We start from the raw sequence: 24,859 nt of genomic DNA on the forward strand, positions 1-24,859 counted from the left end.
CCCGAGAAGCCGCCAGGAAACGCAGCTTTACCAGGCAAAACACGTTGCAAGGACAGTCTCAATACTGTAGTATTGAGGCATGAACAGGGCAGCGACAACCCCGCCGGTACACCCGGCACGGACCCGCTAGCCGGTTCACCCGCCCCGGGAGGCCTCACCTCTCACCTTGATCAGCCACCCGGGCCGGGACCAGCACGAACCAAGCACCGAAGGAGAACCAGTGGACTACACCGACCACACCCGCAACGCCCTCGGTCAGGCCGCGTTCGCGGCCTCCGGCGAGGGCCGCGCCTACGGGCTGGGCTGGGCCGACTTGGCCCCGGCCGCGCGGCAGCACTGGATCAGCGTCGCCCTGGCGGTGACCGACACCCGCCAGGCGCTGGAGCAGAACGTGCCCTCCGAACTGCTCGGCGATGAGCACCACATCGAGGAAGCCGTGTACGTGCCGCTCAAGGTCCACGCGGGCCGCTGGGTCCTCGACAACATCTCCGCCACGAACGCGGACCTGCTGTTCTCCGCCGACGGCACCACCAACGAGGCGTGCGAGTGCGACGACAAGCGGGCCTGCGAACAGGCCCGCCTCGCCGCGAGGAATCTCCCGCTTCCCGGCGCGCGGGAGCTGTACCAGCTGCTGGGCGAAGCCCTGACCGCCTGAGCCCGGCGCTCAGCTCCTGACCTTCCTTCCCCGGGCCGGGGTTGGCCTCACCTCTCACCCTGATCAGCCACTCCGGCCCGGGTCCACCGAACCAAGCGGAAACGGAGACCGATCCATGTCTGCACCCACGTCTGCGCCCACGGTGTCGCGCGAGTGCACCGCGATACAGCGGCGCGTCAAGGTCCTGCTCGGCGGCGAGGACGTCAAGCGTCTGGCCACCGTCCACTCGCCGCTGGCCGAAGCGCGCAAGGCCGCGTCGAGCCTGCGCTCGGCGCGTGACCTCAGTGAGCTCTACCTGCAGGTCCGCTGGAGTATCACCTCGAAGCTGGCCGATCACATCCACGCGCTGGCGCTGGAGCTGGCTGCGGAGGAGGACAGGGGAGAGGCGGCCTCACCGCAGGCGCAGGACCTGCCCGAGCTGCGTACCCTGCTGGCCCGGCTGATCGAGATCGAGGCCAGCACCCGGCTGCTGGCCGCGCTCACCAGCCACGACGCCGCCCGGGTCCTGGGCTCCTACGGCCGGTCGCAGCTGGCGACGCTCAGTGCGGCGGCAGATCTGCACGCCCGCCGGGAGGACGTCGAGGCGTTGTGGCGGCACAGCCTCACCGTCGGCGGCGGACTCGACGAGGCCGACGAGGTGGTCCGGCAGGGCCTGGAGGACGAGCTGCGGGAGGCCCGCACGCGGCTGGACGAGGCGCTGGTGATCCTGCGCAGTGCCCGCCCGCAGCGCGATCACACCGCCCGAGGCGGCCTCACCTCTCACAGATCAACCACCTCGGGCGGGCACCGAACCAAGCGGAACGGAGGTGACTCATTCTGCCTCACGGTCACCGATCTGTTCTGCGGGGCGGGCGGCAGCAGCAGCGGCATGGAGTCGGTCGAGGGCGTCACCGTGCGGATGGCCTGCAACCACTGGGACCTGGCGATCCAGACCCACAACTACAACTTCCCGCACGTCGACCACGACCGGCAGGACATCGCCGAGATCGATCCGCGCCGCTACCCGAGCACCGACATCCTGTGGGCCTCCCCGGCGTGCACGTTCTGGTCCCAGGCCGCCGGCCGCAAGGTCGACTTCGACACCCGCGCCACCGAGCCCGGCCTGTTCGACCTCACCGACCTGTCCGACCTCAACGACGAGCCCGAGGACATCGAGGCCAAGGAGCGCTCGCGGGCGCTGATGAAGGACGTCCCGCGTTTCGCCGAGTACCACCGCTATCGGGCGGTGATCGTGGAGAACACCCCGCCGCTGCTGAAGTGGTGGTACTTCCCGCAGTGGATCGCCCGGATGCGCAACCTCGGCTACCGGCACAAGGTGCTCACCCTCAACTCCGCCTTCGCCCACCAGCTCGGCGCCCCCGCCCCGCAGCTGCGTGACCGCGTCTACGTGGTGTTCTGGCAGGAGCGCTACCCCGAGCCCGATTTCGAGCGCTGGACCCGGCCGCAGGCCTGGTGCCCCGACTGCGGCGAGGTGGTCACCGCCCTGCGCGCCCCGAAGGACCCGGCCAAGCCGCACGGCGCCTACGGCGCCCAGTACGTCTTCCGCTGCCCGCGCATCACCTGCCGCCACGGCATCGTGCACCCCTACACACTGCCCGCACTGTCCATCATCGACTGGACCAATCCCGGCATCCGCATCGGCGATCGCGCACGCCACGGCCTGCCGCCACTGAAGCCCAAGACCTACCAGCGGATCGCGGCGAGCCTGCGCCGGTTCGGCCGCCCGGTCACCGTCGAAGCGGCGGGCAACACCTTCGAACGCCGCCCCGGCGCCCGCGCCTGGCCCGCCGACGAGCCGCTCAAGACCCTGCACACCACCCAATCCAAGGCGCTGGCCTGCCCGCCGCTGCTGATGCCGATGGAGGGCCGCGAAGGCAAGTACGGCCGCCTGGCCGCCCACCCGATGCGCGCCCAGACCGGTCGCCACGAGACCGGGCTGCTGGTCCCGACGGGCGGCACCTGGAACGAGAGCGCCACCGCGCTGTCGGCGCCGATGCGCACCCGCACCACCCGCGAGTCCGAGGCCGTCGTACTCGTCCCGCTGCGCGCCAACAACCGCCCCAAGTCCGGCCGCGAGCCGCTGGACACCTTCGCCGCCAGCGGCAACCACCACGGTCTGCTCCTCCGCAACAACGGCAGCCGGGGTGACGGCAGCGAGATGGCCACCCTGCTCGACGAGCCCGCCCGCACCATCACCACCGCCGGGCACCAGAGCCTGATGTGGAACCCGGAGGTGCTCTTCGCCTACGACGCGGCCTACTACCGCGAGCTGACCAAACCGCTGCCCACCCAGACCACCGTCGCGGGCGACGCGGTGCTGCAGACCGACCTCAACGTGGAGGACTGCCTATTCCGGATGCTCGACGTCCAGGAAGTCAAGGGCGGCATGGGATTCGAGTACGGGTTCGTGCTACTCGGCACCAGCAACCGCAACAAGGTACGCATGTGCGGCAACGCCGTCACCCCACCCGTCTCGCGCGACCTCATGGCCTGCGTGGTCGAGGCCATCACCGGCGACACCCCCGTCACCCGGGCCGCCTGATCCCCGCTCCGGGTGGGCCGCCCCGCCGCGGCCCACCCGGAGCCCGCGCGAAGGAGAACCGCGATGTTGCTGCTCAACGGCGGTGGCCTGCCCACGCTGCTGCGTTGCCGCGATACCTACGCCCACGGCGAGCACCTCGGCCGGCTGGCCCGCCCCCGCCACGTCAGCCGCCTGCGCGACACCCTGGAGGCCGGGTTCTGCGTTGGCCTGGACAACGACGCCTTCAGCGACTGGAACCTCCCGACGTTCACGCGGATGATCGGTCACGTCGAAACCGCCCTGTACGGGCGTGTATTCAGCCACCGCGAGCGCATCGCCGCCCTGGCCCCACTCGGCCTGGACGGCACCGCGATCGGCCTGCCACCCACGCCACCGCTGGCCCCATGGCATCCGAACCTGCTATTCGTCACCGTGCCCGATGTGCCCTTCGATGCGGCCGCCACAGCCCGCCGCTTCGCCGACTGGGCGCCACTGATGTCGCACCTACCGCTCGCGCTGTGCGTGCAGGACGGCGCCGGAGACACCGGCATCCCCTGGAACTGGCCGAACCTGCGCTGCCTGTTCATGGCCGGATCCACCAACTACAAGCTCTCCACCGAGATGGCCGAGATCTGCCGGGAGGGCAAACGACGCGGCCTGTGGATCCACTGCGGCCGCGTCTCCTCCCGCCGCCGCATCCGCTACCTGCTCGGCCTCGACTGCGTCGACTCCATCGACGGCACCTGCTTCGACCGCTACCGCGACACCCACCTGCCCTGGGGCCTCGACGCCGTCGCCACCCGCGCCGACTACCAGCTCTATCTCACCTAACCACTCGAACGGATCAGCATTTAACAGCGGAAATACGTTGCAACCACAGTCTTAATACGGGTAAACTGAAGGGACAACACCGACCGGTCCCGATGGCCTCACCTCTCACCGATCAACCACCGGACCAGTCGTCAGGAACCAAGCGAGAAAGGAAGCACATGTCTGACGTTCGCTCTCTCTCCCAGACCCTCGCCGAGCACCGCAGGCGGATCGGCGACGACCGAGAGTTCATCAGCCAGGCCAACGCGGGCGACTTCGGCGAAGAGGCTCAGAGCGTCACCGGCGCCGTCCTCCTCAACGAGCCGTTCATGGACGAGGCCACCGACGCCGCCGTCGCCGACGCAATCATCGCCCAGGCCCACTGACCCCGGCGGGCGGCCCGGCGCCGCCCGCCCTTTTCCTCTGACACGCCTCGAGGAGAAGTCCATGAGTGACGAACATGAGCCCACGCTCGACGCGTTCACCCCGGCACGGCTTGACCCGGCCAGCGGTGTCGACGCGGACGAGGTCAAACGCTCGCATGACCTCGTCCGGTCGCTGACCGTCATTCCGCCCTGGTCCACAGCACTGACGAGGTGGAAGCCGGTGGAGAACCGCACCACCAACCTTGCAGGCACGTGGCGCGGGCGTGTGCTGATCCTGTCCAGCCTGCGCAAATGGGATCCGCGCGGCGACGACGTCGTGCGGCGCCTGACTGGCCATCGCCTGACGCGGGAGCAATGCCACCCCGGCCACTACGTGGGCGCCGCCGATCTCATCGACGCGCACCGCGGTGACGGAACATGCTGCGCCCCCTGGGGCGAGCCCGGCGTGTGGCACCTGGTCATGGCCAACCCCGTCGAGTTCACCACGCCGATCCCCGGCACGGGACATCTTGGCCTGCGCCGCGTCACCGACACCCATCTCACCCACGCCGCGCTGACCCGCGCGCACCGCTGACCAGTCCAACACGCGACCACCTGGAGAGCCCAACATGAGGCAGCAGCAGACTCGCGTCCGCCGGGTAGGCCCGGCACCCGCGACGCCCGCCGAGCACGACGACTGCGCCCACTACATCAAGGACCGCATGACCGCCCTCGGCATCGACGTCGCGGTGTCCACGGACCGCCCGAGCAACGCCGGGCCCTACGAACCGGCCAGCTACATGTGCCCGCACCGCAGCACGTTCTGGATGCAGCCGACCGGCGCACAGATCACCACTTGGGCCACAGAACCGGCCGGGCAGCACATCTCCGCCACGACCGCTCCCAGCGCCACTTGAGCCCAGTCACCGCAGCACCACCACCGACGATCAAGGCCCACCGTGTCCGCTGAGCGTCGTGCACGACACTGACACCTGACAGCGCAGGAAGGGATGACCACCCGTGAGCGAGGAGAAGGCCGCCGACGCGCGCCTGGGCGAGGCCCTGCGCGAGCTGTGGGCGGCGATCCGGGTCCAGCACCCGGACCTGCCCGAAGCCTCGCCGGTGGTGGCCGGTCCCAAGGCCCGCACCGGGGGTTTTCTGCTGGGGTCGTTGACCGCCCGCCACCGCGAGAACCCGCTGCGGGAGGGCGCCGAGGCGACCCTGGTCGCGCTGCTGCACGAGGCCGCGCACCTGACCGCCGAGCGGCTGGGCGAGCAGGACACCAGTAACCGGGGGCATTTCCACAATCAGATCTTCCGGCGTCACGCCGAGAGCCTCGGCCTAGCCGTGGCCGAGGATGACCCGACCAAGCGCGGTGGAGGCCGACGCGGGTGGGCGCGGTTGACGCTGCCGCCGGCCACCGCGCAGCGCTACGCCACCCCAGTGCGGGACCTGGAAGCCGCGCTCCAGACCTACCCCGCGCCCGCACAGGACACCCCGCCGCCGCGTGGCTACGTCAAGATCTGGTGCCAGTGCCGCACCCTGCGGGCCGCGCCCAGCGAGGCCGCGCGCGGCGGCGTGTTCTGCACCCACTGCGAGCACTACCTCACCGCCGACGGGCCGGTCTCGGCCGACTGACCGGCTCACCGGCCACGGTCCTGCCCGTCGCGTCCCGCACCCGGACCGGGCGCCCGCGTCGACGGGCGTTCCGCGTGCGGGCGCGGCGCGGGTACCCGGTCCGGGAACGCCATGCTCGCCAGCCGTGCCGGATGCGGCCGCCCTGCCGAGCCCTGACCGGGCCGGGCCCGCCCGGTCAGGGCGTCGAGCCGCTGCTGGATCGCGCGTTGGGCCGCGCGGCCACTTTTGGGCACCTCACCGAGTTCCTCGGCGACGGTGACCGGATCCAGCTGCAGCCGCTGCGCGATGCGCAGCGCCTCGGCGGCCGCGACCTCACGCGGCTGCCCGTCCAGGACCCGCACGGCGTGCCGCATCGCATCCACCCGGCCGTCCACCCACTGCAGTCGTTCACCGAACGAGGCGATCCGCGCGTCGATCACCACCTGCACCGCAGGCCGCGAGAACCGGTCGTCGAGGTAGGGCAGCAGCACCCGCTCGGGCTGGGCGCGCGCCCACGACGCCGGATCGTGCCCGTCCGGCAGCCGCGCCGCCCGCACCTCGCGGTCGGTGGTCGTCAGCAGCATCTCCGCCGTGCGCACCGTGGCGGCGCGGCCGCCGTCGTCGGCGTCGTGGGCGAGCACGAACCGCGGCGAGCTCGCCGCCTGGAGGATGGCCGCGACCTGCTCGGCCGAGACCGCCGTGCCTGAGGTCGCGATCGGTACGACCCGCCCGTGCGCGCCGGGCGCGGCCGCTGTGGCGAGTACATCGAACGGGCCTTCCACCAGCACCGGCACCGCGCCCGCCTCGAGCGCGCCGCGCTGCTCGTGCAGCCCGATCAGCGCCCGCCCCTTGTCGAACAGCTCGGTGGCGCTGGTGTTGAGGTACTTCGGAATGTGCTCGCCTGGGGCGGCATCCAGCGGCACCGCTCGTCCGATGAACCCGGCCAGCCGCCCGTGCTCATCGTGCAAGCCGACCAGCACCCGGTCGCGGAACCGGTCGAGCAGCCGCCCGTTGCGGCTCTCCTGCACCACCCCGGCATCGAGCAGATCGCGGTCGGCGAAACCCTGCGCCCGCAGGTGATCCAGCAGCGGAGTCCAGTCCGGCGGGGCGTAGCCGAGCACGAACCCGCCCGGCAACGCCGACCCGTCGCCGACCCGCTGCCGCAGCTGCGCGCGCACCTGCGGCGCCCCGGCCAACTGCTCGCGGTAGAACGCGGCAGCGGCCGCGTTGACCTCGGCCAGCCGCTGCAACCGTGCGGGCGTGGCAAACAGGTCCTGCTCGCCGACCGTGGCGAGATCCCGCCCCACCCGGCCGGGCCCCGGCGCCCCGCGCGCGGCCCGCAGCTGCGCCCGCTCGGCCAGCCCGGCCGTCTGGCGGGCACCGCGCTGCACCCGCTCCAGCAAGGCCCTCGACCGCTCGACATCGCCACCGTCCACACTCCTGCCGAGGACCGCCCGCGCCACGGTGAGCGCACGCTCGGCGCACCCGCGCGCCGCCGTCGACGTCGGCGCGGTCGACGGCGCCTCGACAGCGTGCCCGTGAGCGCGCAGCACCAGAAATGCCGCCGCCTGCACCTCGACCTCGCGCACGGCACCATCGCCAGCGCCGGTGACTTGGGCGAGGACCTGGCGGACGTGCTCGCGCGCCGACTCCGCCGACACCCCCAGGGTCGGCGGAGCCAGGCTTACCGCGGCCGCGCCGTCGACGCCCTCGGCGGGTTCGGTCTGCGCGACGTCGAACAGGTTCACCGGCTGCTCGCCGCGTCTGTCGTCGTCGGCGATCAGCCGCACGCCGTGCTCACCGCGCCGCACCTGCCGCCCCTGCGCCTGCCACGCGTCGTATCCGGCCAGTGCGGTCGACTCCGGCCGCTGCTGCCAGATCAGCAGCAGGTTGTTCAGCGAATGCTCCCCGCGCGGGAACCGCGCCGCGACCTCCAGCCACTCCCGCCAGCCTTGCGGCGTGGTCAGTTGCCGTTCCTGCGCCGCCACCCGGGCGTGCAGATCCACCAGCCGTTCCCGCCTGCGCTGCGCCCGCTGCTGCCGCGCCCGACGCGACTGTGCGGCCATCGCAAACCCCCAGCTCCCCCTCAGGCGCCCGCGTTACCCGGCCGCGCCTTACCGCGAAGCTCACGCACCCGCTGCCGCAGCTGCTCCACCTCATCGCGCAGACCAGCGACCTCCTGCTGCCACGCCTTCTCCTGTGCCTCGAACGCGCGCATCAGGTCATCCACTTGCGATTGGAGCGACTCCAGCGCAACCCACGGATCCAGCGGCCCGCTCATCACGCCGGCCCGCCGAGCTGCGGCGCGCCCGCTGAGGGCCCGCTCGGTGCGGGGCCCGCATTCGGCGGCGGCGCACTGTCGCTGCGATGCGCACGGCGCGACGTCGCGCCCGACCGCTTCGCCCGCTTCGGCGGCGGCATCAGCCGCAGTTTACGAAGCTCCTCGCTCGACCAGCCTGCGCGCAACGCGGAGGCATAGACCTCGCGCGCCTGTTCCTCGGCCGCGATCGTGGCCGCACGCGCCTCTGCCTCACGTTCGGCGTGACGCTCAACCCTGCGCAGAGCTGCAGATAACTCGTCGATCACCGGCAACCGGGCGTTGAGCAGCAACTCCCGCGCCGCCCGCGCCGCCGCCCTCTTGTCCTGCGTCATACGCCCGAGCGTAACCCGAAGCGGTAAACAAGTGTAGACAGAGTTTGTTAACTGTCGATCGGATGTGGTGGCGTCTGGACGGGTACCTGCGACGGCGTGGTGGCGAGCCAGCGCTGCAATTCGAGGTGCCGGAACTGCAACGCCGTACCCGACAGCCGCAGCAGCCCAGCGGCGTAGGCCCAGTCGACGAAGGCGGAGGTGCGACGAGGCAACCGTCCTTTCGCCGCGTTGTAGCGCACGGCGAGGACATACCGCAGGCCTGCCTCGCCGCCACGCAGGGCGATGCCCACGATGAGAGCGAGGCAAGCCACCGCGTAGACCACTCGCGAGTGAGAGGGCGGTTCCTCGGCGACCGCGGCTACCGCGAGCATGGCGAGTGGTGGGATCAGAGCGAGTCCCACGACGGCGACGAGGTCGTAGGTGATCGCCTGACGGATGACGTCACTGGGTCGCGCAACCTGCGCGCCAGGTTGGGCGCGCACCCCGTCGCTGATCGCGGAAATCGCCACGACAATGGCCATGAGCCACAACGTCGCTGCGACCGCTGCGAACAACGCGGCTAGCAACGGACGGCCCTCGATGAGGACGGCAAGGGCAGCGGCGGTGAACGCGGCGGGGAATATCGGCCACAAGCGACGCACTCGCCGCCGGATGGCCTTGCGTCCGTTCCTCAGGAGTGCCCGTAGCTCGAAGCGCCGCACGTCCCGGTCCTTGTCCCTGAACAGTTCGAAGAGGAAGAAGACCACGCCGGTCACGACTAGGCCCGCGTAAAGGTTTCCCCGGGGCGGATACGGAAAGGACACCGCGAAGAACAGCAATGAGACCGCAGTGGCCGTGACCGCGGCTGTGAGTACGTCGACGATGCGTCCAGAGGTTCGCCAGAGATCGTAAAGGTGCACGTCAGTGCCGGACCGCCCCGCGCGATTCATGCGGTCGAGGTGACGGGCGAAGGTGCGAAGCCACCGAGTCACATCGCCTGGCCGGTAGTGGCTACCGTCGGGGCGCGCGTGGGTCGAGGTCACCGCTGGGACGATGTGGGCGAGGAGGTGCGCATCGAGTTCGGCCTGCGTGAGCTCGCACAGCTCACCTGGGTTCGTCGAGGAGCTGCGGTAGACCGTCACCGCCAGATAAAGACGTAGCGGGTTGGTGAGAGCAGCGGCGACCGGACCGTCGGGCTGATGGCGCATCGCCGTGATCACCGGCAGCCACCGAGCTTGGACAGTCCCTGCAGTGCGGTCCGGGAATCGGTGCTGGAGCCATGCGGCGACCTGTTCTGTCCGCAACGGCTGCACGATCACGGCGGTCGCGTCCTGAAGAACCGGGAATCGCCCACGTCTGTCGTCGGCAGTGCTCACCAGCGCCTCGTAATGGTGCGTCCGGCAGGTCACGACCACCGGACGAAGGCCTGCACCCACCGGGAGGTTCAGCGCGTCGAGCACCGCGCGTTCCCGGAGACCATCGGCAGCGGAGCCCATCTCGTCGAGTCCGTCGAGGACCGGCAGGATCCAGCCGCCCTGCACCAGCGCCGCCGCGATGGCAGGAGAGAGCGCGAACGTGCTGCTCAGGTGCTCACCGAGCCATGCTTCCAAGTAGGTCCGAACGGCTTCGGGACTGGCCTCTGCGTCGTGGCGGAAACCGGCCAGGCTGAGCCGTACGGGCACCGGCGTCGGCTTGTCGCGCTGCCGGTGGTCGGCGTCCTCGCGGATCAGACCGAGGATCAGGCGGGACACCAGTACCGTTTTTCCGGCACCGGCCTCGCCAAGAACGACGAGTCGACCGTGCCGCAGGCTCCGATAGAAGTGGGCAACGGAGACCAGGCTGCCCTCGTCCGGACCACTGTCGGGACGCCACTGAACGAACGATGGCGCTGGGCTAGTGAACTCGACATTCGCCGGTGTCGCGTCACCGGCATCGCCGAGGAGCAGCTGCATCGCTCGAGCCTCTGACTCGGCGACCTGCCGCCGGAGCCTGCCGACGGCCTCACGCACCTTCTCCTCGGACGGCCTAGCCCGCGACGGCGCCCAGCCAGACACGGTGACGATCAGCGCGATTACCGCCACCGGAAGCGCGATCACGTTGGCGACCTCGGCGCCCCGGGTACCCCGTGTCAACAACCACCACGTCACGCCAGTCAGCACCGCAAGCACAGCGACCCATCGCACCACCGGGCGGCGTAACCGTTCCCGATGCCCCATAGCCCCCCTCGGTTCCGTTTGCCCTGCGACTACGCCAGAGCCTAGTAAGGACCAGACCTCTGCCCAGAGATTCCGCGTGGCGCCGTACGCGGCGTTGGCCTCCGTGTCATCTCCGCGCCGCATGGGCGGCGCGGCCGCGCGGCAGCGCGGCCACTTACACACCACCCGCGAGCAGTTTCCCGGCGCTGCGGAAGCTCGCCGGCGCTCGCTGCTGCGCTGGATGGCGTGTGCTCGTTCCCTGCGCGCACGCTCGAAACCGGCCTTCGGCGGAGCAAGATATGCGATCAGCCGGGCTGATCGCGGGAAGGATCTTGCCGGTCGGGGCCGGTTCGGGTCACCCTGAGACGGGTGGTCCGATCGCTGCGCTGGGCGTTTCCGGTGCGGGCGGGCCGCGAGATGGGGGAGAGCGGAGCCGGGCGATGGGGGTGTTCGGTGCAGATCAGCAGGCGAGGTTCGGGCACACGGCGCAAGCGCGCGGAGGGCGGGCGGCCGCACCGGCATGACGTGAAGCTCAGCGATGAGGAGGACCTCTTCATCCGGGCGGCCGCGAAGGCAGCGGGGATGAGCGTGCCGTCGTTTCTGGTGGCCTCGGCGATGTCCGCGCAGACCACGCCGGGGATGAGCGTGGCGCAGCGGGAGGCGATGGCCGCCGAGATCCTCGGCGCATCGCGGCTGCTGCGCCGCGCCGGGGACAACCTCAACCGGCTCACCCGCATCGCCCAAGTCACCGGCGAGGTCCCGCCTGAGGTTCCGGCCGCGACCCGCGCCCTGCAGACCTACCTGAAGCGCTTCGACGACGTCGTCGCGACCCTGGACCCGCGCCGGAACGGCGCGCCGTGATCGTCAAACAGGCTCGCCGCCAGCCCGGCACCCGCGACCGGCTGGCCGGCCTGCTTGCCTACCTGGCCGGGCCGGGCCGGTTCGAGGAGCACACCGACCAGCGCATCGTCGCCGGGTGGCGCGACGACGTCACCGACATCGAGATCCGCGAGGTGTCCGAGCAGATGGACCTCGCACGCGAGATGGAGGTCCCGGCCCGCCTGCGGGACATGGAGCCACCCAAACGCGGCTTCGTCTACCACGTACCGATCTCGCTACACCCCGACGACCCGCGCCTGTCGGACGCCCAGTGGGGCTACGTCGCTCGCAAGGTCATCCACGCCCTCGGCATGAACGACTGCCGCTGGGTCGCGGTGCACCACGGAATGGCCCGTTCCGAGGAGGGTCCGCGCGATCACATCCACCTCGTGGTGCACCTGGCGCAGGAGAACGGCACCATCGCCAGCACCTGGAACGACTACCGCAAGATGGCCCAGGTTCGCGCCGAGCTCGAGGACGACCCGACCTTGGGCCTGCGGGTCAAGACTCAACGCCATGTCGCTGGCCGTGCGGGCTGGCACCGCGGTGAACGCGCCCGCGCTGAACGTGCCGGGCGCCCGGACAGCGACCGCGAACGCCTCGAACAGCTTGTGCGTGCCGCGATCGGACCAGCCGAGTCCGAGGCCCACTGGGTACGGCTGATGCGCGGCCACGGGGTGCTCGTGCGCCCTCGCTACGCACCCGGCGGCCGCGACAATGTCGTGGGCTACTCGGTCGCGCTACGGCCTCAACGCGGGGACAACCCGATCTGGTACGGCGGCGGCAAACTTGCCAAAGACCTCTCGCTCACCGCGATTCGGCGACGCTGGGACGGCCACGACCCCGCCGCGTCACTGTCGGCCTGGTCGAAGAACGCGGGCTCGGCAGGGCGGCCTCGGGCGGGACGGCTGCCCGCATCGGCGTGGCCGCAGGCCCGGCAGGCGCTCGACGAGTTCGAGCAGCTGCTCGCCGCCACACCGTTGACCGACACGGTGACCTGGCGGGCCTACGCCCGCGAGACCGCCGAGGCTGTCGCCGGCCTGGCCACCCGAGCCCCGGACCGGGAGCGGGAGGCGCTGCGGCGCACCGCCGAGCGGCTTTCCCGTGCTGCCGAGCTCCCGCATGCAGAGGCCCGAGGGCTTCCCAGCCGAGGCGCGACGGCAATGCGCGCGGCGTGTCGCGTAATCACCAGCGCCACCATCGCTGAGCACGGCGGCCCGGTTGCGATCGCCCAGATCGCGTTACAGCTTGCACGACTCTCGGCCGCAGTGCAGCGCGCCAACGAGGCGTGTAACGCCGCAGCAGCCGCACGCCTGGCTGCCGCCGCGCACGGTGACCTACGCAATCTTCGGCGACGGCTCGCTGCTGGTGCCCGGGCCGTCGCTCACGCGGCCCAGCTCGCATCGGAAGCCGCCCCGCGAAGCCCACTTGACGGCAACCTAGCGCGTCGCGCCAGGCCCGTGCTCTCGCAGAAGCCGCCCCGGAGGGACCGTGACCACGACCGCTGACCGCCCAGGTCAGTAAGTGGCGGCGTGCTGCGGCGTCCTGGTGTTGGCGGCTAGTAGGGCACCGCCGTTCCCGGTCGAAGCAGCATGCGTATAACATCATATACTAGTCGACCATGGGTGGGCCGCCCATGCTGTCGTCTCCTTCCAGCTCACCAGATCTCATTCGAGAGAGATGTCCTTATCGCACGGTCACGTCACCGCGCGGACGACTCTCCGTCGGCCCGATCGTGGGTGGCCGAGGCAGCACTCGCCGCCGACGCTGTGAGCGCCCGTGTCGCACCATGAAGGGCAAGTCCCCGGGCGGGCGACGACCGCGTGGCTACCTGGATGAACTTCTCGCCACGAGTACACGGACGAGGGCTCACAGGCCCTGCTAGGTCCCGTTCTTGGCGATGAACCCGGTGACGGCGGAGTCGTGGAGTCCGGTCCAGCCGTTGTAGTGGAATCCCTCCTGACTGGCCATGCGGCTGATGGAGGACATAGCGTCGGCGAGCAACTGATCGTCGCCATCGAAGAGTGAACGGCGAACCGCGGAGTCCGTGACGACGCGGTGGAACGCGGGCTCGCTGCGTCGAGAGTGGTAGCGGGCGAAATTGGTGTAGAAGTATTGGCTGCTGACCTTGCCTTGCTCGCCGATGGCGACGAGCGCGGCATACACGTCGAACTGGCACAGGCTGGTCAGGAGGGCCTCGTTCTCGACGGTGTGGTCAGGGTGCAGCGCGGGAAGTTCACGCACGGTGTTGTTCGCGCGAGCGATGAGTCCGGCTTTCTCTTCGTTGTCGAAGATGCGGGCGCGGGACACTTCGGTGACCGCGTGGCGGAGCCAATTGCCGTAGTAGCTGACTGAATCTCCGCTAGGGCAGCGGCTGGAGAGGTGTCTGACCGCCGCCCAGTCGTTGAGGCGTACCGCGAGGGCACCGAGGGCGTAGACCCGCGTGATGATATCCAACCAGAGCCACCTGACGGAACGTTCTGGACGATCGTGGCCGAACTCGTTGAAACCGAGGTGGTAGATGCGTTCAAGCGCCTCAATCGCCCGTGTAAGCCAGGAGGTTCGCTCATACTGCAGGGCAAGCGCGGCGACATCAGTGACCCGGTCGAGCAGCTGTGGCTGGTCGACCGTGCCCAGCCGACCTTCGGCCTCGGCGGGAACACCGAGGAGCAGCCGTCGTAGCGGGATGTCGTCGTTGTGCCGGAGCAGTTCGGTGGCTAGTTGCTCGAAGGTCTGCTGGTCGAGCTGCCAGGACAGAGCGGTCGACGGCATTGCCTCGAGCTTGCTTGCGGTGCCAGCGAGCTGAGCATTCACGGCGAACTCGTTTGCCATCTCCTGGCGCCACCGTTCCTTGCGGCGCGCGACGACCTGCTCGACAAGCCGCTCCCGGTCAGCATCGGTCCAGCGTTCACTGCTGGTTCCATGGCGGACGAAGACATCGCCCACCCGGAACACCACGACCTTCGTCCCGTCGTCCTTTTCGTACTCTCCGATCTCCTTGAAGATGCACCAGCCGATATCGCTGGGCGCTACGTAGAGCAGGACATAACAATGCCCATCCACGGTGTGCTGGGCGGTGCGGATCGCGGGGTTGCTGAGGTACTTCTCCAGCTTCGGGCGCAGTTTCGCCTCGTCGAAGAAGCCCGCCAGCGTGTTGTTGAAGCCGGCGTCGGTCGCGGGCTGTCCGTGGTCGTCGGCGCCGATGACGATGTAGCCGCCGTCGGGCTCGGACTGCATCGCGCCGACGTCCTTGGCGAGCTCAACGGTGTCCCGGCGACCGATCAAACCCTTACGAAGGTCGAGCGTGGACTTGTAGTCGAGGGCGGGTTGTTCGCTCTGCTCCGCCAGCAGCTGTCGCAGCTTTTCGAGGCTGACGATCGGTTCGACGACGACGGCCATCTCGCCATCTTGCCAGCTGGCCCCCGCTCGTCACTGTCGCGCGGTATGCAGCGCCGCTGTCGTCAGCGGCCGTGGTTGTGGTCGCGCTGGCGGGTGAGCTTGGTGGTGCGCGGGCGGGCAGCCTTGCCACGGCGGGCGAGGGCTTGGGCGGTGGGTTCGGGGTAGGCCTCGCCGGCGGTGTGTGCGGGTGGGGCGCCGTTGGCGTAGACATTCCCGGCAGGGTCGGGTGTGGCGGTGTTCTGGCCGGTAGTGGCGACCACGCGCAGCGCGGAGGCCGTGCCTTTGCTGGCGGTGGCTGTCGCGGTGGCGGCGGGGGAGTCGGTGGCCTCGGTGGCGGGCTGGGGCGCCTCGGTGAGGAGGGCGTCGAGTTGGCTCGGGCGGGCGAGGACTTCGCGGGCCTTAGTGCCGTCGGCGGGTCCGACGACGCCGAGGGTTTCGAGGTTGTCGAGGACGCGGTGGGACTCGTTGGGTTCGAGGCCGAGTCGGCGTTGCAGCATCGGGGCGGCGGCGAACTGGGTCTTGGTGACTTCCTCGGCGGCCGCGCGCAGCTGCGGCGTGATCTCGGGCCGAGCGGCGTGTTCGGCGGGGCTGTCGCGCACGGCGGCCTGGCTGTGGAGTTGGGCGGCGTCGTGGCGCCCGGCGAGGTAGGCCAGGTCGGCCACGGCCTCGCTGGTGGGGTCGGCCAGGACGCGTTGCTGGGCCTGCTGGAGGGCTTGTTCGCGGAGCTGGGGGAAGACGTGGTCGAGGGCGTCGTCGACGGTGGAGTCGTGGCCGTAGCGCGACTGGGCTTGGTGTAGGAACGCGCGGCGTTGTCCTTCGCTGCCGTGCTCGGCGAGTTGGGCCCAGTAGGCGATGCGGGTCAGGGTGTGGGTCTTGTCCTCGACGGCGTTGGTGGGGTCGCCGGTGGGGATGTTCTGTGCGGTGCGGCGGAAGGTGCTGGCGTTGGCCTCGATGGTCTCGGCGAGGATCGCCCCGGCGGTGCGGGTGTCGCGCCGCTGGGCGAGGTCGCGGTGGTGGAGGTGGGCGGTGAGGGTGTCGACGGCGCCGGCGAAGTCGTCGCGGATGCGGATGTCGTCGAGGGTCTTCTGGTTGACGCCGTGCTGGACGAGGAGTTGTTCGAGCGCGGTGCGGACGGTGGTGGCGCCGGGTTGGGCGTCGCGTTCCTGGACGGCGGCGTAGACCCATTTCTCGGCGAGGGTGAGCTGGTTGATGGGCGACCAGTCGTTGGGGGTGCGTTCGGCGGGCACCGCGCGCACGGGGCGGTTGTCGGCTTCGGCGGGTAGGCCGAAGCCGCGGGCGAAGCGGCGGCGGGAGAGGGCGTGCTCGCGGTCGGCGAGGTCGCGTTGCTGGGCTTGGGCGGCGCGTTCGCGGCGCTGCTGGGTTTGCTCGGCGATCGACAGCGCGACGCTGACGAGTTGCGCGAGTGAGCGGGTGACGTCTTTGCTGATGTCGTCGAGCTCCATCGGTGGGTCTCTCCGGTGCTGGGGTGGTGGTTACTGCCAGGCGATCTGGTAGCCGGTGTCGTCGTCGGCGGCGCGGTGCAGGTGGCTGGGCCGGGGAACGAGGCCGTCGGTGTCCTCGTCGGCGTCGTCCTGGTCGTCGAGGTCGAACCAGCCGCGGGGTGGTTGCTGGGCGGGCAGCTGGAGTTCGTCGGCGCCGCGCTGGTTGTGGGCGCCGCGGCAGGCGGCGAAGGGGCCGTGCTGGTCCAGCAGCTGGTGCATGAGGTAGTCGGCGATGTCGCGCCACCAGGTGGCCATCCCGAGTGGCCCGTCGAGGCGCAGCGCTTCCCAGGAGCGCCACATGGTTTCCAGTCGGCTGATCGCTTCGGCGTGCTGCCACCACTGTTCGCACCAGATCTGGGAGGGGTCGAGGCGGTGTTGCCAGGTGGGTAGGAACCACTCGGTCATCCACGCGGTGAGGGTGGCGAACCGGGGCTGGGGTGGGGCCTGTTCGGTGGTGGTCATGGGGTCACTCCTGTCCGTGTTCCGGGGTCCCAGCGGTGGAAGGATGCGCGGATGGCCTCGGCGTGCGGTCCCTGCATCCAGGGCTGGGTGTGCAGCAGCAGTGGCCGGTGCCCGGCGATGAGCGCGAGGGCGCGGCCTTTGGGCAGGGCGCCGAGGTCGGCGGCGGTGTAGATGCTTTCGGTGCGGGTGGACAGCGACCGGGAGCGGCCGCCGCGCCCGTCGTAGGAGGTGGAGACGGTGTCGCGGTCGTAGGGGCCGATGTTCTGGGAGAGTCGCTCGAGCCAGGCGGAGTCGGCGGCGCCGCCGAGGTACAGGCGCACGGTGGAGGCGTCCCAGAGGGTTTTCATGCCGCCCTCGCCCCACACGTCGGTGCCTTGCGCCCAGGACTGCAGCACGGTCATCACCGGTAGGCCTTGGGAGCCGAGGTGGGAGTACAGCGAGGGCAGGCGGCGCAGGCGCACCACGTTGGCGGCCTCGTCGAGCACGGTCACCAGCGGTGGGTCGAGGCGCCCGCCGGGGGAGTGGGTGGCGCGGCGGCGTCCGGCGGTGAAGATGGCCTGGGTCAGGGCGGCCACGAGTGGTCCGGCGCTGCCTTCGCCTTCTTCGGATAGGCAGTAGACGGTGTCGGCCGAGGCGGCGATCGCGGCGGGTTCGAGTTTGGGCAGTGGTTTGGCGGGCGGGGTGACCCAGCGGGTGATGGCGGGGTTTTCCAGGCAGCGCACGAACGAGCGGGCGGTGCCGTAGATGCCGTCGCGCTGCTTGTCGGCCAGGTGCGCGGTGGCTTCCAGCGCGGCGGCGGTGGTGAGGTCCCCGGCGTGGCGCAGCAGCGCCACCGGGGTGCTGTCGTAGGGGTTTTGCAGCCAGGTATAGGCGTCGGTGAGGGTGCGGCGGCCGCGCGCGGCGGCGAGGAACGTGCGGGCGAGCAGGCTTTCGCCTTCGCCGTCGAAGTAGGCGTCGGTGCGGGCCCCGGCGGCGCGGGAGCCCATGGCGAAGTGGCTGGCGAGTTCGCGGGCGTCATCGATGCTGGTGATCTCGCCGAGCGGGTCGAACCAGAACTCCGGTTCGGCGCCGACCTTGTCGTTGGGGTCGAACAGCCACACCTGGCCGCGGGCGGCGCGAACGTCGCGGGTGAGGTCGTGGACGTCGCGCTTGTTGGAGGTGGCCACGACCGGGCCGGGCGAGTCGACGATGGTGGGCACGACGTAGGAGACGGTCTTGCCGACCCGGGGTCCGGCGATGACGACGAGGGTGTCTTCGAAAGAGGCCAGGGCGGGCTGGCCGATCCCGACGATGGTGCCCAGCGCGATGCCGTGCTCGCCCGGTGCGGCGCCGACGCCGGCGGGGCGCAGGCGGACGGCCTTGTCGGCGGCGGCTTTCGGGCCGAGGTCGCGCACGTCGGCGCGGGTGGCGAGGTGACGGGCGCGGGCGTCGATGCTGCCGCGGCGGTCCCGGTCCCGCCAGCGCTGCGCGGCGGCCGCGGCGAGCGCGCCGAGGCCGGTGGCGATCGCGGCGAGCGTGATCGCGCAAATCGTGGCGGCGAGCCCGGGCCAGGCGGCTTTGCCGATGACGAGCTGCAACAGGTAGGCCAGCGGGTTGGGGTCGATGTGGACCGGGTCGTCGCCGAGCGCCAGCCCGAGGTGCGCGGCGAGCCAGGTGCCGCCGACGAGCACCACGGCCAATGCGAGGGCACCGAAGATGACGGCGGGGGTGGTGTCGGGCGGCCCGGCGGGCCGCTGCATCCGGGCGGCGCTCATCGCCGTTCCTGCCAGGCGAGGTCGGTGTTGTAAAGGTCGAGCTCGGTGGCGGTGAGGGTCATCTCGACGGGAAGGCCGATGCGCTGCCCGGACTTGACCAGGTAGCGGCCGCGGCCGGGGTGGCGGCCGCCGGCGACCCAGGTCGGTGGGGCGGCCCAGCTGGAGACCAGGTGCGCTTCGCGGGTGGAGACGCGCACGATGCCGCCGATGGAGTCCACTTCGGAGGCGGGCATGCCGCCGAGGATCATGATGTTGTTGCGCCCGGCCATGCCGCGGGCCTTGGCGCGGTCGGCTTCGGTGGGCAGCGCCTCGAGGTCGTCGAGGGAGTGGGTGACCTGGATCTGCACGACACCCTTGTGGCGGTTCATGCGGGTCAGCGCGTCGGAGCGTTCGACCAGGCCGGGCGCGACCCGCAGGGCGCGCCACAGCTCGTCTTGGATTTGCACGACGTTGCGTTGGGCGGCGCTGGAGCGGGCGGAGTCGATCATCGCGGCCGACCAGGACCAGGAGCACAGCATCGCGGCGGCGATCACGTCATCGTCGTCGTCTTCCAGCGCGGAGAGGTCCAGGGACATGGCGGGGGAGTCGAGGTCGGCGTGCACGGTGGAGGCGCGGTCGAACAGGCCCCGGATGGCGCCGTTGATGAGCAGCCGCAGCGAGTTGAGCAGTTCGCGCTGGTCGCGGCGGAACTCGGTGGCGGTGTCGCAGGCGGCGGCGCCGAGCAGATCGGTGGTGGGCTTTTCGAGCACGCGCAGCACGTCGGGGATGACCGGCTCGGCGGGTGCGGCGAGGGCGGTGGCGGCGTCGATCGCGGCGCCGAGCACGACGCGTTCGGTGACGGTCATGCCGGCGCGGCGGACGATGACGATCAGCGCTTCCAGCAACGAGATCTGCCGGGCGCGCAGGGTTTCGCGGAGCCGCTGTTGTTCCACGGTGGAGCGGGCGTGGGTGATCGCGGCGCGCAGCGGGCCGCCGTCGAGCGGGTTGAGGGAGTGCAGGCCCCGGCCGATGCGCCAGATTCGGCCGCCGAGGGCGTCGACGAGCGCGGAGTACTCGCCTTTGACATCGCCGGGGATGGTGAGGAAGTAGCCGAACGCCGAGAGCCCGGTGGCGAGCCGTTTGACGATGGTGGACTTGCCGATGCCGGGCTGGCCTTGCACCCAGATGCCGGTGTTGGAGATCAGCCCGGAGCGCATCCATTCGCCGGGGTCGAGGCCGATGGGTTCGGCGGTGTACATGTGCCGTCCGATCGGCACGCCGCGCGGGGCGGCGCCGGAGCCGGAGGCGAACGGGTACAGCCCGCAGACCTGGGTGCTGGTGCCTTGGTAGAGCGCGGCGGATTCGACGTGGGCGGCACGGCCGCCGCCGGGCACGGCCCAGCCCCACCAGCCGGGCCGGGGCCTGCGGCCGTGGACCTCCCAGGCGGTGGCGGGGTCGAGCACCCCGGGTGGGGTGGCGAGCTGCAGGGGGCTGGCCGTCTGTGGTGCGGCGGCCGCGGTGTCGTCGTGCGGTGCGCCGGTGGTGCGGGTGTCGAGGCTCATGGCACGCCTTTCGCCTTAGCGGTGCGCTTTGCCGGTGACGGTGGAGGGGTTGAAGCCCATCCCGAGGGCGGCGGCGAACCCGGCGGCGTGGCCGCCGCGCATCCGGCGCAGCCGCAGTTTGGCCTGCCCGGCGCGTTGCTCGACGTCGGCGACCGCGGCGGGCAGCTGCTCCAGCGTGGGCACCGAGGTGGAGGCGTAGAGGGTGAAGCGGCCGACCCCGGCGCCGGCGGATTCCTCGCGGGCGGCCTGGCGGGCCTGGGCTTGGTCGTCGATGTCGCGTTGGGTGGCTTCGCGTTTGGTGGCCTTGCCCCACCACTGGCGGATGGAGGCGTTGTTGACCTCGTCCTCCAGGCGCTTGGCCGCGATCTCGGCGGGGAACGGTTCGTAGAGCAGGCTGGCCCGGCGGGCGTAGGGGCCGGGCGCGAGCAGCGGCAGCAGCACCTGGGAGATCACCGCCTGGCGGGGAGCTTCCGACAGCGCCCAGGCCACGGACACGGCGGAGTCGTGGCGCCAGCAGTCCCAGTCCTCCTGGGCGCGCACCGGCCCGGCTTCTTCCCAGCGCAGCAGTTCCCCGGCTTGCGGGGCGGCCGCGGCGCGGGCGACGTCGGCGCGGGAGGCCGGGTCGTAGGCGGTGCGCAGGGTTGCGACGAGTTCCTGGGCGGTGAGCCGCCCGGAGTAGGCGATGCCGCAGGGGGCGAGCATCTGCTCGATGCCGGGCAGCCAGCGGGTGACCTCGGCGACGGCGTCGAGCAGGTTCTGCGGGCGCGGGTTGGCTGCGGCGGGGTCGAAGGTGATCGCGATGCGGGTGTCGACGTCGGCCACCGCGTCGGGGGCCATTTCGGCGAGGTCGCGCATGACCGCCTGCGCGGCTGGGGGCGCGGCGGGGTGGATGCGCTCGGCGATGTAGTCGCGGGCCGAGGATCCCCCGGCGGGGAAGGTGTCGCAGGTGACGGCGATGTGGGCGACCGTGGGCCGGTAGCCGAGGTCGGCCAGGAACGCGCCCCAGTTGGCGACCCACTGCTCGGCGTCGCGCGGGTCGGCCAGCTCCACACCGAGCGGGCTGACCCGCAGTACGGCGGTGAGCTGTCCGCTGCGGCGGTGCCACAGCAGCCCGTGCCGCCCGCCGCGCCCGTCGTCGGCGGAGAGGGGCACGACCGGGGCCATCACCCCGGGCAGGTCGTGGCGGCGCGGGTGATCGGTGAGCACCCCGCCGGACAGTTCGGACCAGCCGCGGTGCCGGGCCATGCTGAACCGGCTGACCCGCAGCAGCACGTCGGCCGGGGTGGTGCCGCGCACCCGCACCACCATCAGCGCGGCGATCAGGGAGGCGGCGGCGATCACCGGCAGCGCGGAGAGCAGTCCGAGCAGGTAGGTCCACAGGATCGGCACGAGCAGGCAGCCCAGCAGCACCGCGCTCTGCACCGGGGTGAGGTGCCCGAGGCCCAGGCCTCGTGCGCGGCGCCAGTTGCCGTAGGTGGTGGCCTCCGGTGTGGTCATCGTGTGTTCCCCCTGGTGCTGTCCCCGTCAGGTGGTGGTGGGGCCGCGCCGCGGGTGACTTCGTTCGCGGCGGCCTGGGTGGCCTGGTAGCCGTAGTGGCCCGCGGCCCCGGCGCCGGAGGTCGTGGCGCCGGGAGCCGCGGAGCCCTGGGTTCCCGCCGCACCGGCCCCGGAGGGCGCGGCGGGTGATCCAGCGCTGGCCAAACCGGACGCCTCCGGGGTGGCGCCGGAACGCTGGATCGGGTGTGCCGAGCTCGACCCCGGCGCGGCCTGGCCGGAGGAGGGTTGGCTGGTCTCGGATCCCGGGCCTGTGCGGGCACCGGGGGTGTGGGGGCCTGCGGTGTTGTCGGCGGCGCGGGCGCCGGTCGGGGCGCCGGGGATGGCTCCGAACCCGCCCCCGGCCTGCCCCTGGGAGCCCGGGCCGGTGGCCTGCAGGGCGCTGGCCATCGCCGGGGCCGAGGCGCCCCCGCCGGAGCGGGCGGTGGCCCCGGCGGCGAGGAGCGCCGCTCCGGTGGCCAGCCCGCCGCCTCCTCCTCCGCTGCCGCCGCCGATGCGGGTTTCGGCCCAGGAGAAGAAGCGCATCAGCGCGGGCAGCGCGAACAGCGACAGGAACAAGATCATCATTCCGACCATGACGGTGCCCAGGTCGCGGCCTTCGCCGACGAAGGTGAAGCCGATCATGTAAATGAAGGCGGCCATCGGCTTGTAGGCCACCAGCGCCAGCGCGGCGGTGGCCAGGCGCGGCCACCACGGCTTGGTCGACTCGTTGAGCGAGCCGGAGGCGGCCAGCGGGATCATCGCGGCGAGAATGAGGATCCCGGCCTGGCGCAAAAACCCGAGGATCCACTGGACCAGCGACAGCAACCCCAGCAACAGCCCCACCACGAGCAGCCCGAACGGGTTCTGCACGACCTCACGGGAGAGCATCCCTTGCATGTGGGTGCCGAAGTTCTTCGCGGTTTCGCCGACCATCGCCGTGGCGAGCTCGTCGCCGGCCTGGATCGCCCCGCCGAGCGCGACCAGCCCCAGGGCGGTGACCACGAGGTAGCGCAGCAGCCCGGTGCCGATGCGCAGCAACGGTTCCTTCTTGCGCGACAGCGCGAGCATGCTGGCCTGCCAGATCACCGAGACAACCAGGACGATCCCCGCCAGCGGCAACGTCCAGCTCTGCGCGATGCGCACGGCCGGGTTGTCCGGGTTGACCGTGGGGGTCTGCACCCACCACGTCATCGCCCGCACGAGCATGTCCCCGGCCCACGCCCCGGCGGACTCGGCCATCTTCTCGAAGGCGGTGGTGGCCACCCCGGCGGCCGCGTCGCCCACGGCGTCCCCGACCGCGTCCCCGGCGGCACCGGCGACGGCGGTTCCCGCGCAGAAGGTGGACACGATCGGCATCCGGCAGACGTCAGGCATCCTCGATCACCCTCCCCAGGCGATGTAGCCGGTCAGGTCGCTCACTTGCTGGGTGAGCGCGGTGTCGGTGCCGGTCAGCGAGAACCGCCAGTCCCCGTCGACCCAGCGCATGACCACCGTGGAGGTGGTGTAGTTGCCGGGCGTGCCCACGGCGGTGCCGATGACCGCGGTCTGGCCGTCGTAGCTGAGGAACTTGAACCCGGCGAAGGGCTGCAATCCGCTCGTGGCGGCGCGATCGGCGCCGGCCATCTGCTCGATGAAGGCCTGCTTGCCATCGCCCACGACCTGTTGCTCGGCGACCGCACGCCAGGACTGACCCGGGGCCAGCGCCAGCCGGTAGACCACGTTGACCGACGCCAGCAGCGCCCCGGTCGGGGTGCGCGCGTAGCCGGAGGCGAGAGCCCCATCCACAGTGGAGGGCCCATGTGTGGGAGAGGACGGCAGCGCGAACCCTTGGTAGAGCTCCCACCGCGTGTCCGCCGGCGCCGAGGTCGGCACCGCGGTATCCGGCCCCGCGGGCGCCGATGAGGGCGGCGCTGCCGCGTCCGGTGTGGACTCGCCCGCCTCAAGGCCGAGGACGTAGGCCCCGACGCCGAGCGTGGCCACGAGCAGGACGGCCAGCACGATCCACCCGGTGGGGCGGCGGCGCGGTGAGGACGAGGTGCTGTCGAGACTGGTCACGGATTCTCCCCCGGGGCTAAAGCTGGAAGGCGCCCACGAGAGTGGCCGCCACACTGCCGATCGCGAGGGCGACCAGGCCCCAGCCGACACCGGTGAGCCCGTCATAGGCGGTCTGGTGCCGGTTGCGGCGGCCGATCGCGATCATGATCGCCGAGACGATGATTCCGACCATCCCGGCGATCAGCAGGCCCCACTTCGTCCAGGAAATGACGCTGTTGCCGAAGCCCTGCAGCCCCGGCGGAGGGGCCGGTGCCGGGTCGGGCGGCTGGGCCAGCAGCGGTACGGCTTCGGTGAACAGTGCGGTGAGAGACATCAGTGACCTCCTGCGGTGGTGCGAAACGGGTGCGACGGCGGCCGCGCGGGCGGTGCCGCCGGAGACAGTGGGGCAGCGCCGAGCGCGGGGGCTGGCGCAGCAGTAACGGCGGGGGAGAGCGTGGCTGCGAGGTGGTGGGCCAGCTGCATCACGGTCGCGTGGTAGGCCCGCAGGTGCTTGGGCACTTCGTCGGCGGTGCTGGAGGCCAGCCGCGCGGCTTCGGCGTAGGGATCGGTGATCTCCCGCCACCGCGGCACCCACGGAACCTTGATCATCCCGGCCACGTGCGGGGCGATCATCTTCAGCTTCGCCCGCGCGGCGAACGGCAGCCCCTGCCCGTCGACGACCACGGCCAGCAGCACCGGCCGGCGCACGGTGGCGACGTGCCGCTCGGCCAGCCCGACCGAATGCACCGTGCCCCGGCACACCAGCACGTCGCACGCGCTGTGCTGGCCCGGCGGGTTGATGCCCACGCCGAGCGCAAGCGCCAGCGTGCGGGCACCGACCCCGCCAGCGACCCCACTGACCACAGGCATCCTCATGCTGCCACCCCCGTCCCGCGGCGGCCGCCAGAGGCGGCAACGCCCGGCCTGGCGCGGACCCGGCTGGTACAAACGATCACCAG

23 protein-coding genes are annotated in these 24,859 nt (G+C 71.3%); 9 read left to right on the forward strand and 14 right to left on the reverse strand.

Annotated elements, in window-relative coordinates:
* The first annotated feature begins 220 nt into the window (after positions 1–220).
* The 7 genes from DI005_RS20110 (at position 221) to DI005_RS20140 (ending at position 5,989) form a co-directional block, all read left to right on the forward strand.
* Positions 221–655: a hypothetical protein gene (locus tag DI005_RS20110; RefSeq protein WP_113643111.1), complete on the forward strand. Its 435-nt coding sequence runs from the start codon at positions 221–223 to the stop codon at positions 653–655.
* A gap of 115 nt (positions 656–770) precedes the next feature.
* Positions 771–3,197, forward strand: coding sequence for a DNA cytosine methyltransferase (locus DI005_RS20115; RefSeq protein ID WP_199543020.1), 2,427 nt, complete (start codon positions 771–773; stop codon positions 3,195–3,197).
* Positions 3,198–3,260: 63 nt separating this feature from the next.
* The gene (locus DI005_RS20120; RefSeq protein WP_113643112.1) at positions 3,261–4,007 is read left to right on the forward strand and encodes a hypothetical protein; all 747 of its coding nucleotides are present in this window, start codon (positions 3,261–3,263) and stop codon (positions 4,005–4,007) included.
* 158 nt (positions 4,008–4,165) lie between these two features.
* A complete protein-coding gene (locus DI005_RS20125) occupies positions 4,166–4,372 on the forward strand; it encodes a hypothetical protein (RefSeq protein ID WP_113643113.1) in 207 nt (68 codons plus the stop codon).
* 61 nt (positions 4,373–4,433) lie between these two features.
* Positions 4,434–4,946, forward strand: a complete 513-nt coding sequence (locus tag DI005_RS20130) for a hypothetical protein (RefSeq protein WP_113643114.1) — start codon at positions 4,434–4,436, stop codon at positions 4,944–4,946.
* A 34-nt stretch (positions 4,947–4,980) separates the two neighbouring features.
* On the forward strand, positions 4,981–5,268 hold the full coding sequence (locus tag DI005_RS20135; protein ID WP_113643115.1) for a hypothetical protein: 288 nt from the start codon (positions 4,981–4,983) through the stop codon (positions 5,266–5,268).
* A gap of 103 nt (positions 5,269–5,371) precedes the next feature.
* Positions 5,372–5,989: a hypothetical protein gene (locus DI005_RS20140; RefSeq protein ID WP_113643116.1), complete on the forward strand. Its 618-nt coding sequence runs from the start codon at positions 5,372–5,374 to the stop codon at positions 5,987–5,989.
* Between the two features lie 5 nt (positions 5,990–5,994).
* Here the strand turns inward: DI005_RS20140 and DI005_RS20145 are convergent, their stop codons facing one another.
* From DI005_RS20145 to DI005_RS20150, 4 genes are all read right to left on the reverse strand, one after another.
* On the reverse strand, positions 5,995–8,034 hold the full coding sequence (locus DI005_RS20145) for a toprim domain-containing protein (RefSeq protein ID WP_113643117.1): 2,040 nt from the start codon (positions 8,032–8,034) through the stop codon (positions 5,995–5,997).
* A gap of 20 nt (positions 8,035–8,054) precedes the next feature.
* Positions 8,055–8,186, reverse strand: coding sequence for a hypothetical protein (locus tag DI005_RS39475; protein ID WP_255565729.1), 132 nt, complete (start codon positions 8,184–8,186; stop codon positions 8,055–8,057).
* 62 nt (positions 8,187–8,248) lie between these two features.
* Entirely contained in the window at positions 8,249–8,620 is a 372-nt protein-coding gene (locus tag DI005_RS37965; RefSeq protein WP_147263877.1) for a hypothetical protein, read from the reverse strand.
* A 47-nt stretch (positions 8,621–8,667) separates the two neighbouring features.
* Positions 8,668–10,695, reverse strand: a complete 2,028-nt coding sequence (locus DI005_RS20150; protein WP_158559844.1) for an NACHT domain-containing NTPase — start codon at positions 10,693–10,695, stop codon at positions 8,668–8,670.
* 468 nt (positions 10,696–11,163) lie between these two features.
* On the opposite strand from DI005_RS20150, the gene DI005_RS20155 reads away from it, so the two are divergent.
* Both DI005_RS20155 and DI005_RS20160 read left to right on the forward strand, forming a co-directional pair.
* The gene (locus DI005_RS20155) at positions 11,164–11,655 is read left to right on the forward strand and encodes a hypothetical protein (protein ID WP_158559845.1); all 492 of its coding nucleotides are present in this window, start codon (positions 11,164–11,166) and stop codon (positions 11,653–11,655) included.
* Complete coding sequence (locus DI005_RS20160; protein WP_113643120.1) at positions 11,652–13,181, forward strand: hypothetical protein; 1,530 nt, start codon at positions 11,652–11,654, stop codon at positions 13,179–13,181. Before DI005_RS20155 ends, DI005_RS20160 begins: the two co-directional genes overlap by 4 nt.
* Positions 13,182–13,554: 373 nt before the next feature.
* On the opposite strand, the gene DI005_RS20165 is transcribed toward DI005_RS20160, so the two are convergent.
* From DI005_RS20165 to DI005_RS20210, 10 genes are all read right to left on the reverse strand, one after another.
* On the reverse strand, positions 13,555–15,072 hold the full coding sequence (locus DI005_RS20165; RefSeq protein ID WP_113643121.1) for a helix-turn-helix domain-containing protein: 1,518 nt from the start codon (positions 15,070–15,072) through the stop codon (positions 13,555–13,557).
* A 62-nt stretch (positions 15,073–15,134) separates the two neighbouring features.
* Entirely contained in the window at positions 15,135–16,535 is a 1,401-nt protein-coding gene (locus tag DI005_RS20170) for a DNA translocase FtsK (protein WP_113643122.1), read from the reverse strand.
* A 30-nt stretch (positions 16,536–16,565) separates the two neighbouring features.
* Positions 16,566–17,036, reverse strand: coding sequence for a DUF4913 domain-containing protein (locus DI005_RS20175; RefSeq protein ID WP_113643123.1), 471 nt, complete (start codon positions 17,034–17,036; stop codon positions 16,566–16,568).
* Positions 17,033–18,790: a type IV secretory system conjugative DNA transfer family protein gene (locus tag DI005_RS20180; RefSeq protein ID WP_113643124.1), complete on the reverse strand. Its 1,758-nt coding sequence runs from the start codon at positions 18,788–18,790 to the stop codon at positions 17,033–17,035. The genes DI005_RS20175 and DI005_RS20180 overlap by 4 nt, the downstream gene beginning before the upstream one ends.
* Positions 18,787–20,331: a hypothetical protein gene (locus DI005_RS39480; RefSeq protein ID WP_113643125.1), complete on the reverse strand. Its 1,545-nt coding sequence runs from the start codon at positions 20,329–20,331 to the stop codon at positions 18,787–18,789. Before DI005_RS39480 ends, DI005_RS20180 begins: the two co-directional genes overlap by 4 nt.
* A gap of 15 nt (positions 20,332–20,346) precedes the next feature.
* A complete protein-coding gene (locus DI005_RS20190; RefSeq protein ID WP_113643126.1) occupies positions 20,347–21,828 on the reverse strand; it encodes an SCO6880 family protein in 1,482 nt (493 codons plus the stop codon).
* Positions 21,825–23,240, reverse strand: a complete 1,416-nt coding sequence (locus DI005_RS20195) for a hypothetical protein (protein ID WP_147263878.1) — start codon at positions 23,238–23,240, stop codon at positions 21,825–21,827. The genes DI005_RS20190 and DI005_RS20195 overlap by 4 nt, the downstream gene beginning before the upstream one ends.
* A gap of 6 nt (positions 23,241–23,246) precedes the next feature.
* Entirely contained in the window at positions 23,247–23,921 is a 675-nt protein-coding gene (locus tag DI005_RS20200) for a hypothetical protein (RefSeq protein ID WP_113643128.1), read from the reverse strand.
* Positions 23,922–23,937: 16 nt separating this feature from the next.
* On the reverse strand, positions 23,938–24,234 hold the full coding sequence (locus DI005_RS20205) for a hypothetical protein (RefSeq protein WP_113643129.1): 297 nt from the start codon (positions 24,232–24,234) through the stop codon (positions 23,938–23,940).
* Entirely contained in the window at positions 24,234–24,776 is a 543-nt protein-coding gene (locus tag DI005_RS20210) for a hypothetical protein (RefSeq protein ID WP_147263879.1), read from the reverse strand. The genes DI005_RS20205 and DI005_RS20210 overlap by 1 nt, the downstream gene beginning before the upstream one ends.
* Between the last annotated feature and the right edge of the window lie 83 nt (positions 24,777–24,859).

Source organism: Prauserella sp. PE36, assembly GCF_003311655.1.
In the GTDB taxonomy this organism is placed as follows: Bacteria; Actinomycetota; Actinomycetes; order Mycobacteriales; family Pseudonocardiaceae; genus Prauserella_A; species Prauserella_A endophytica.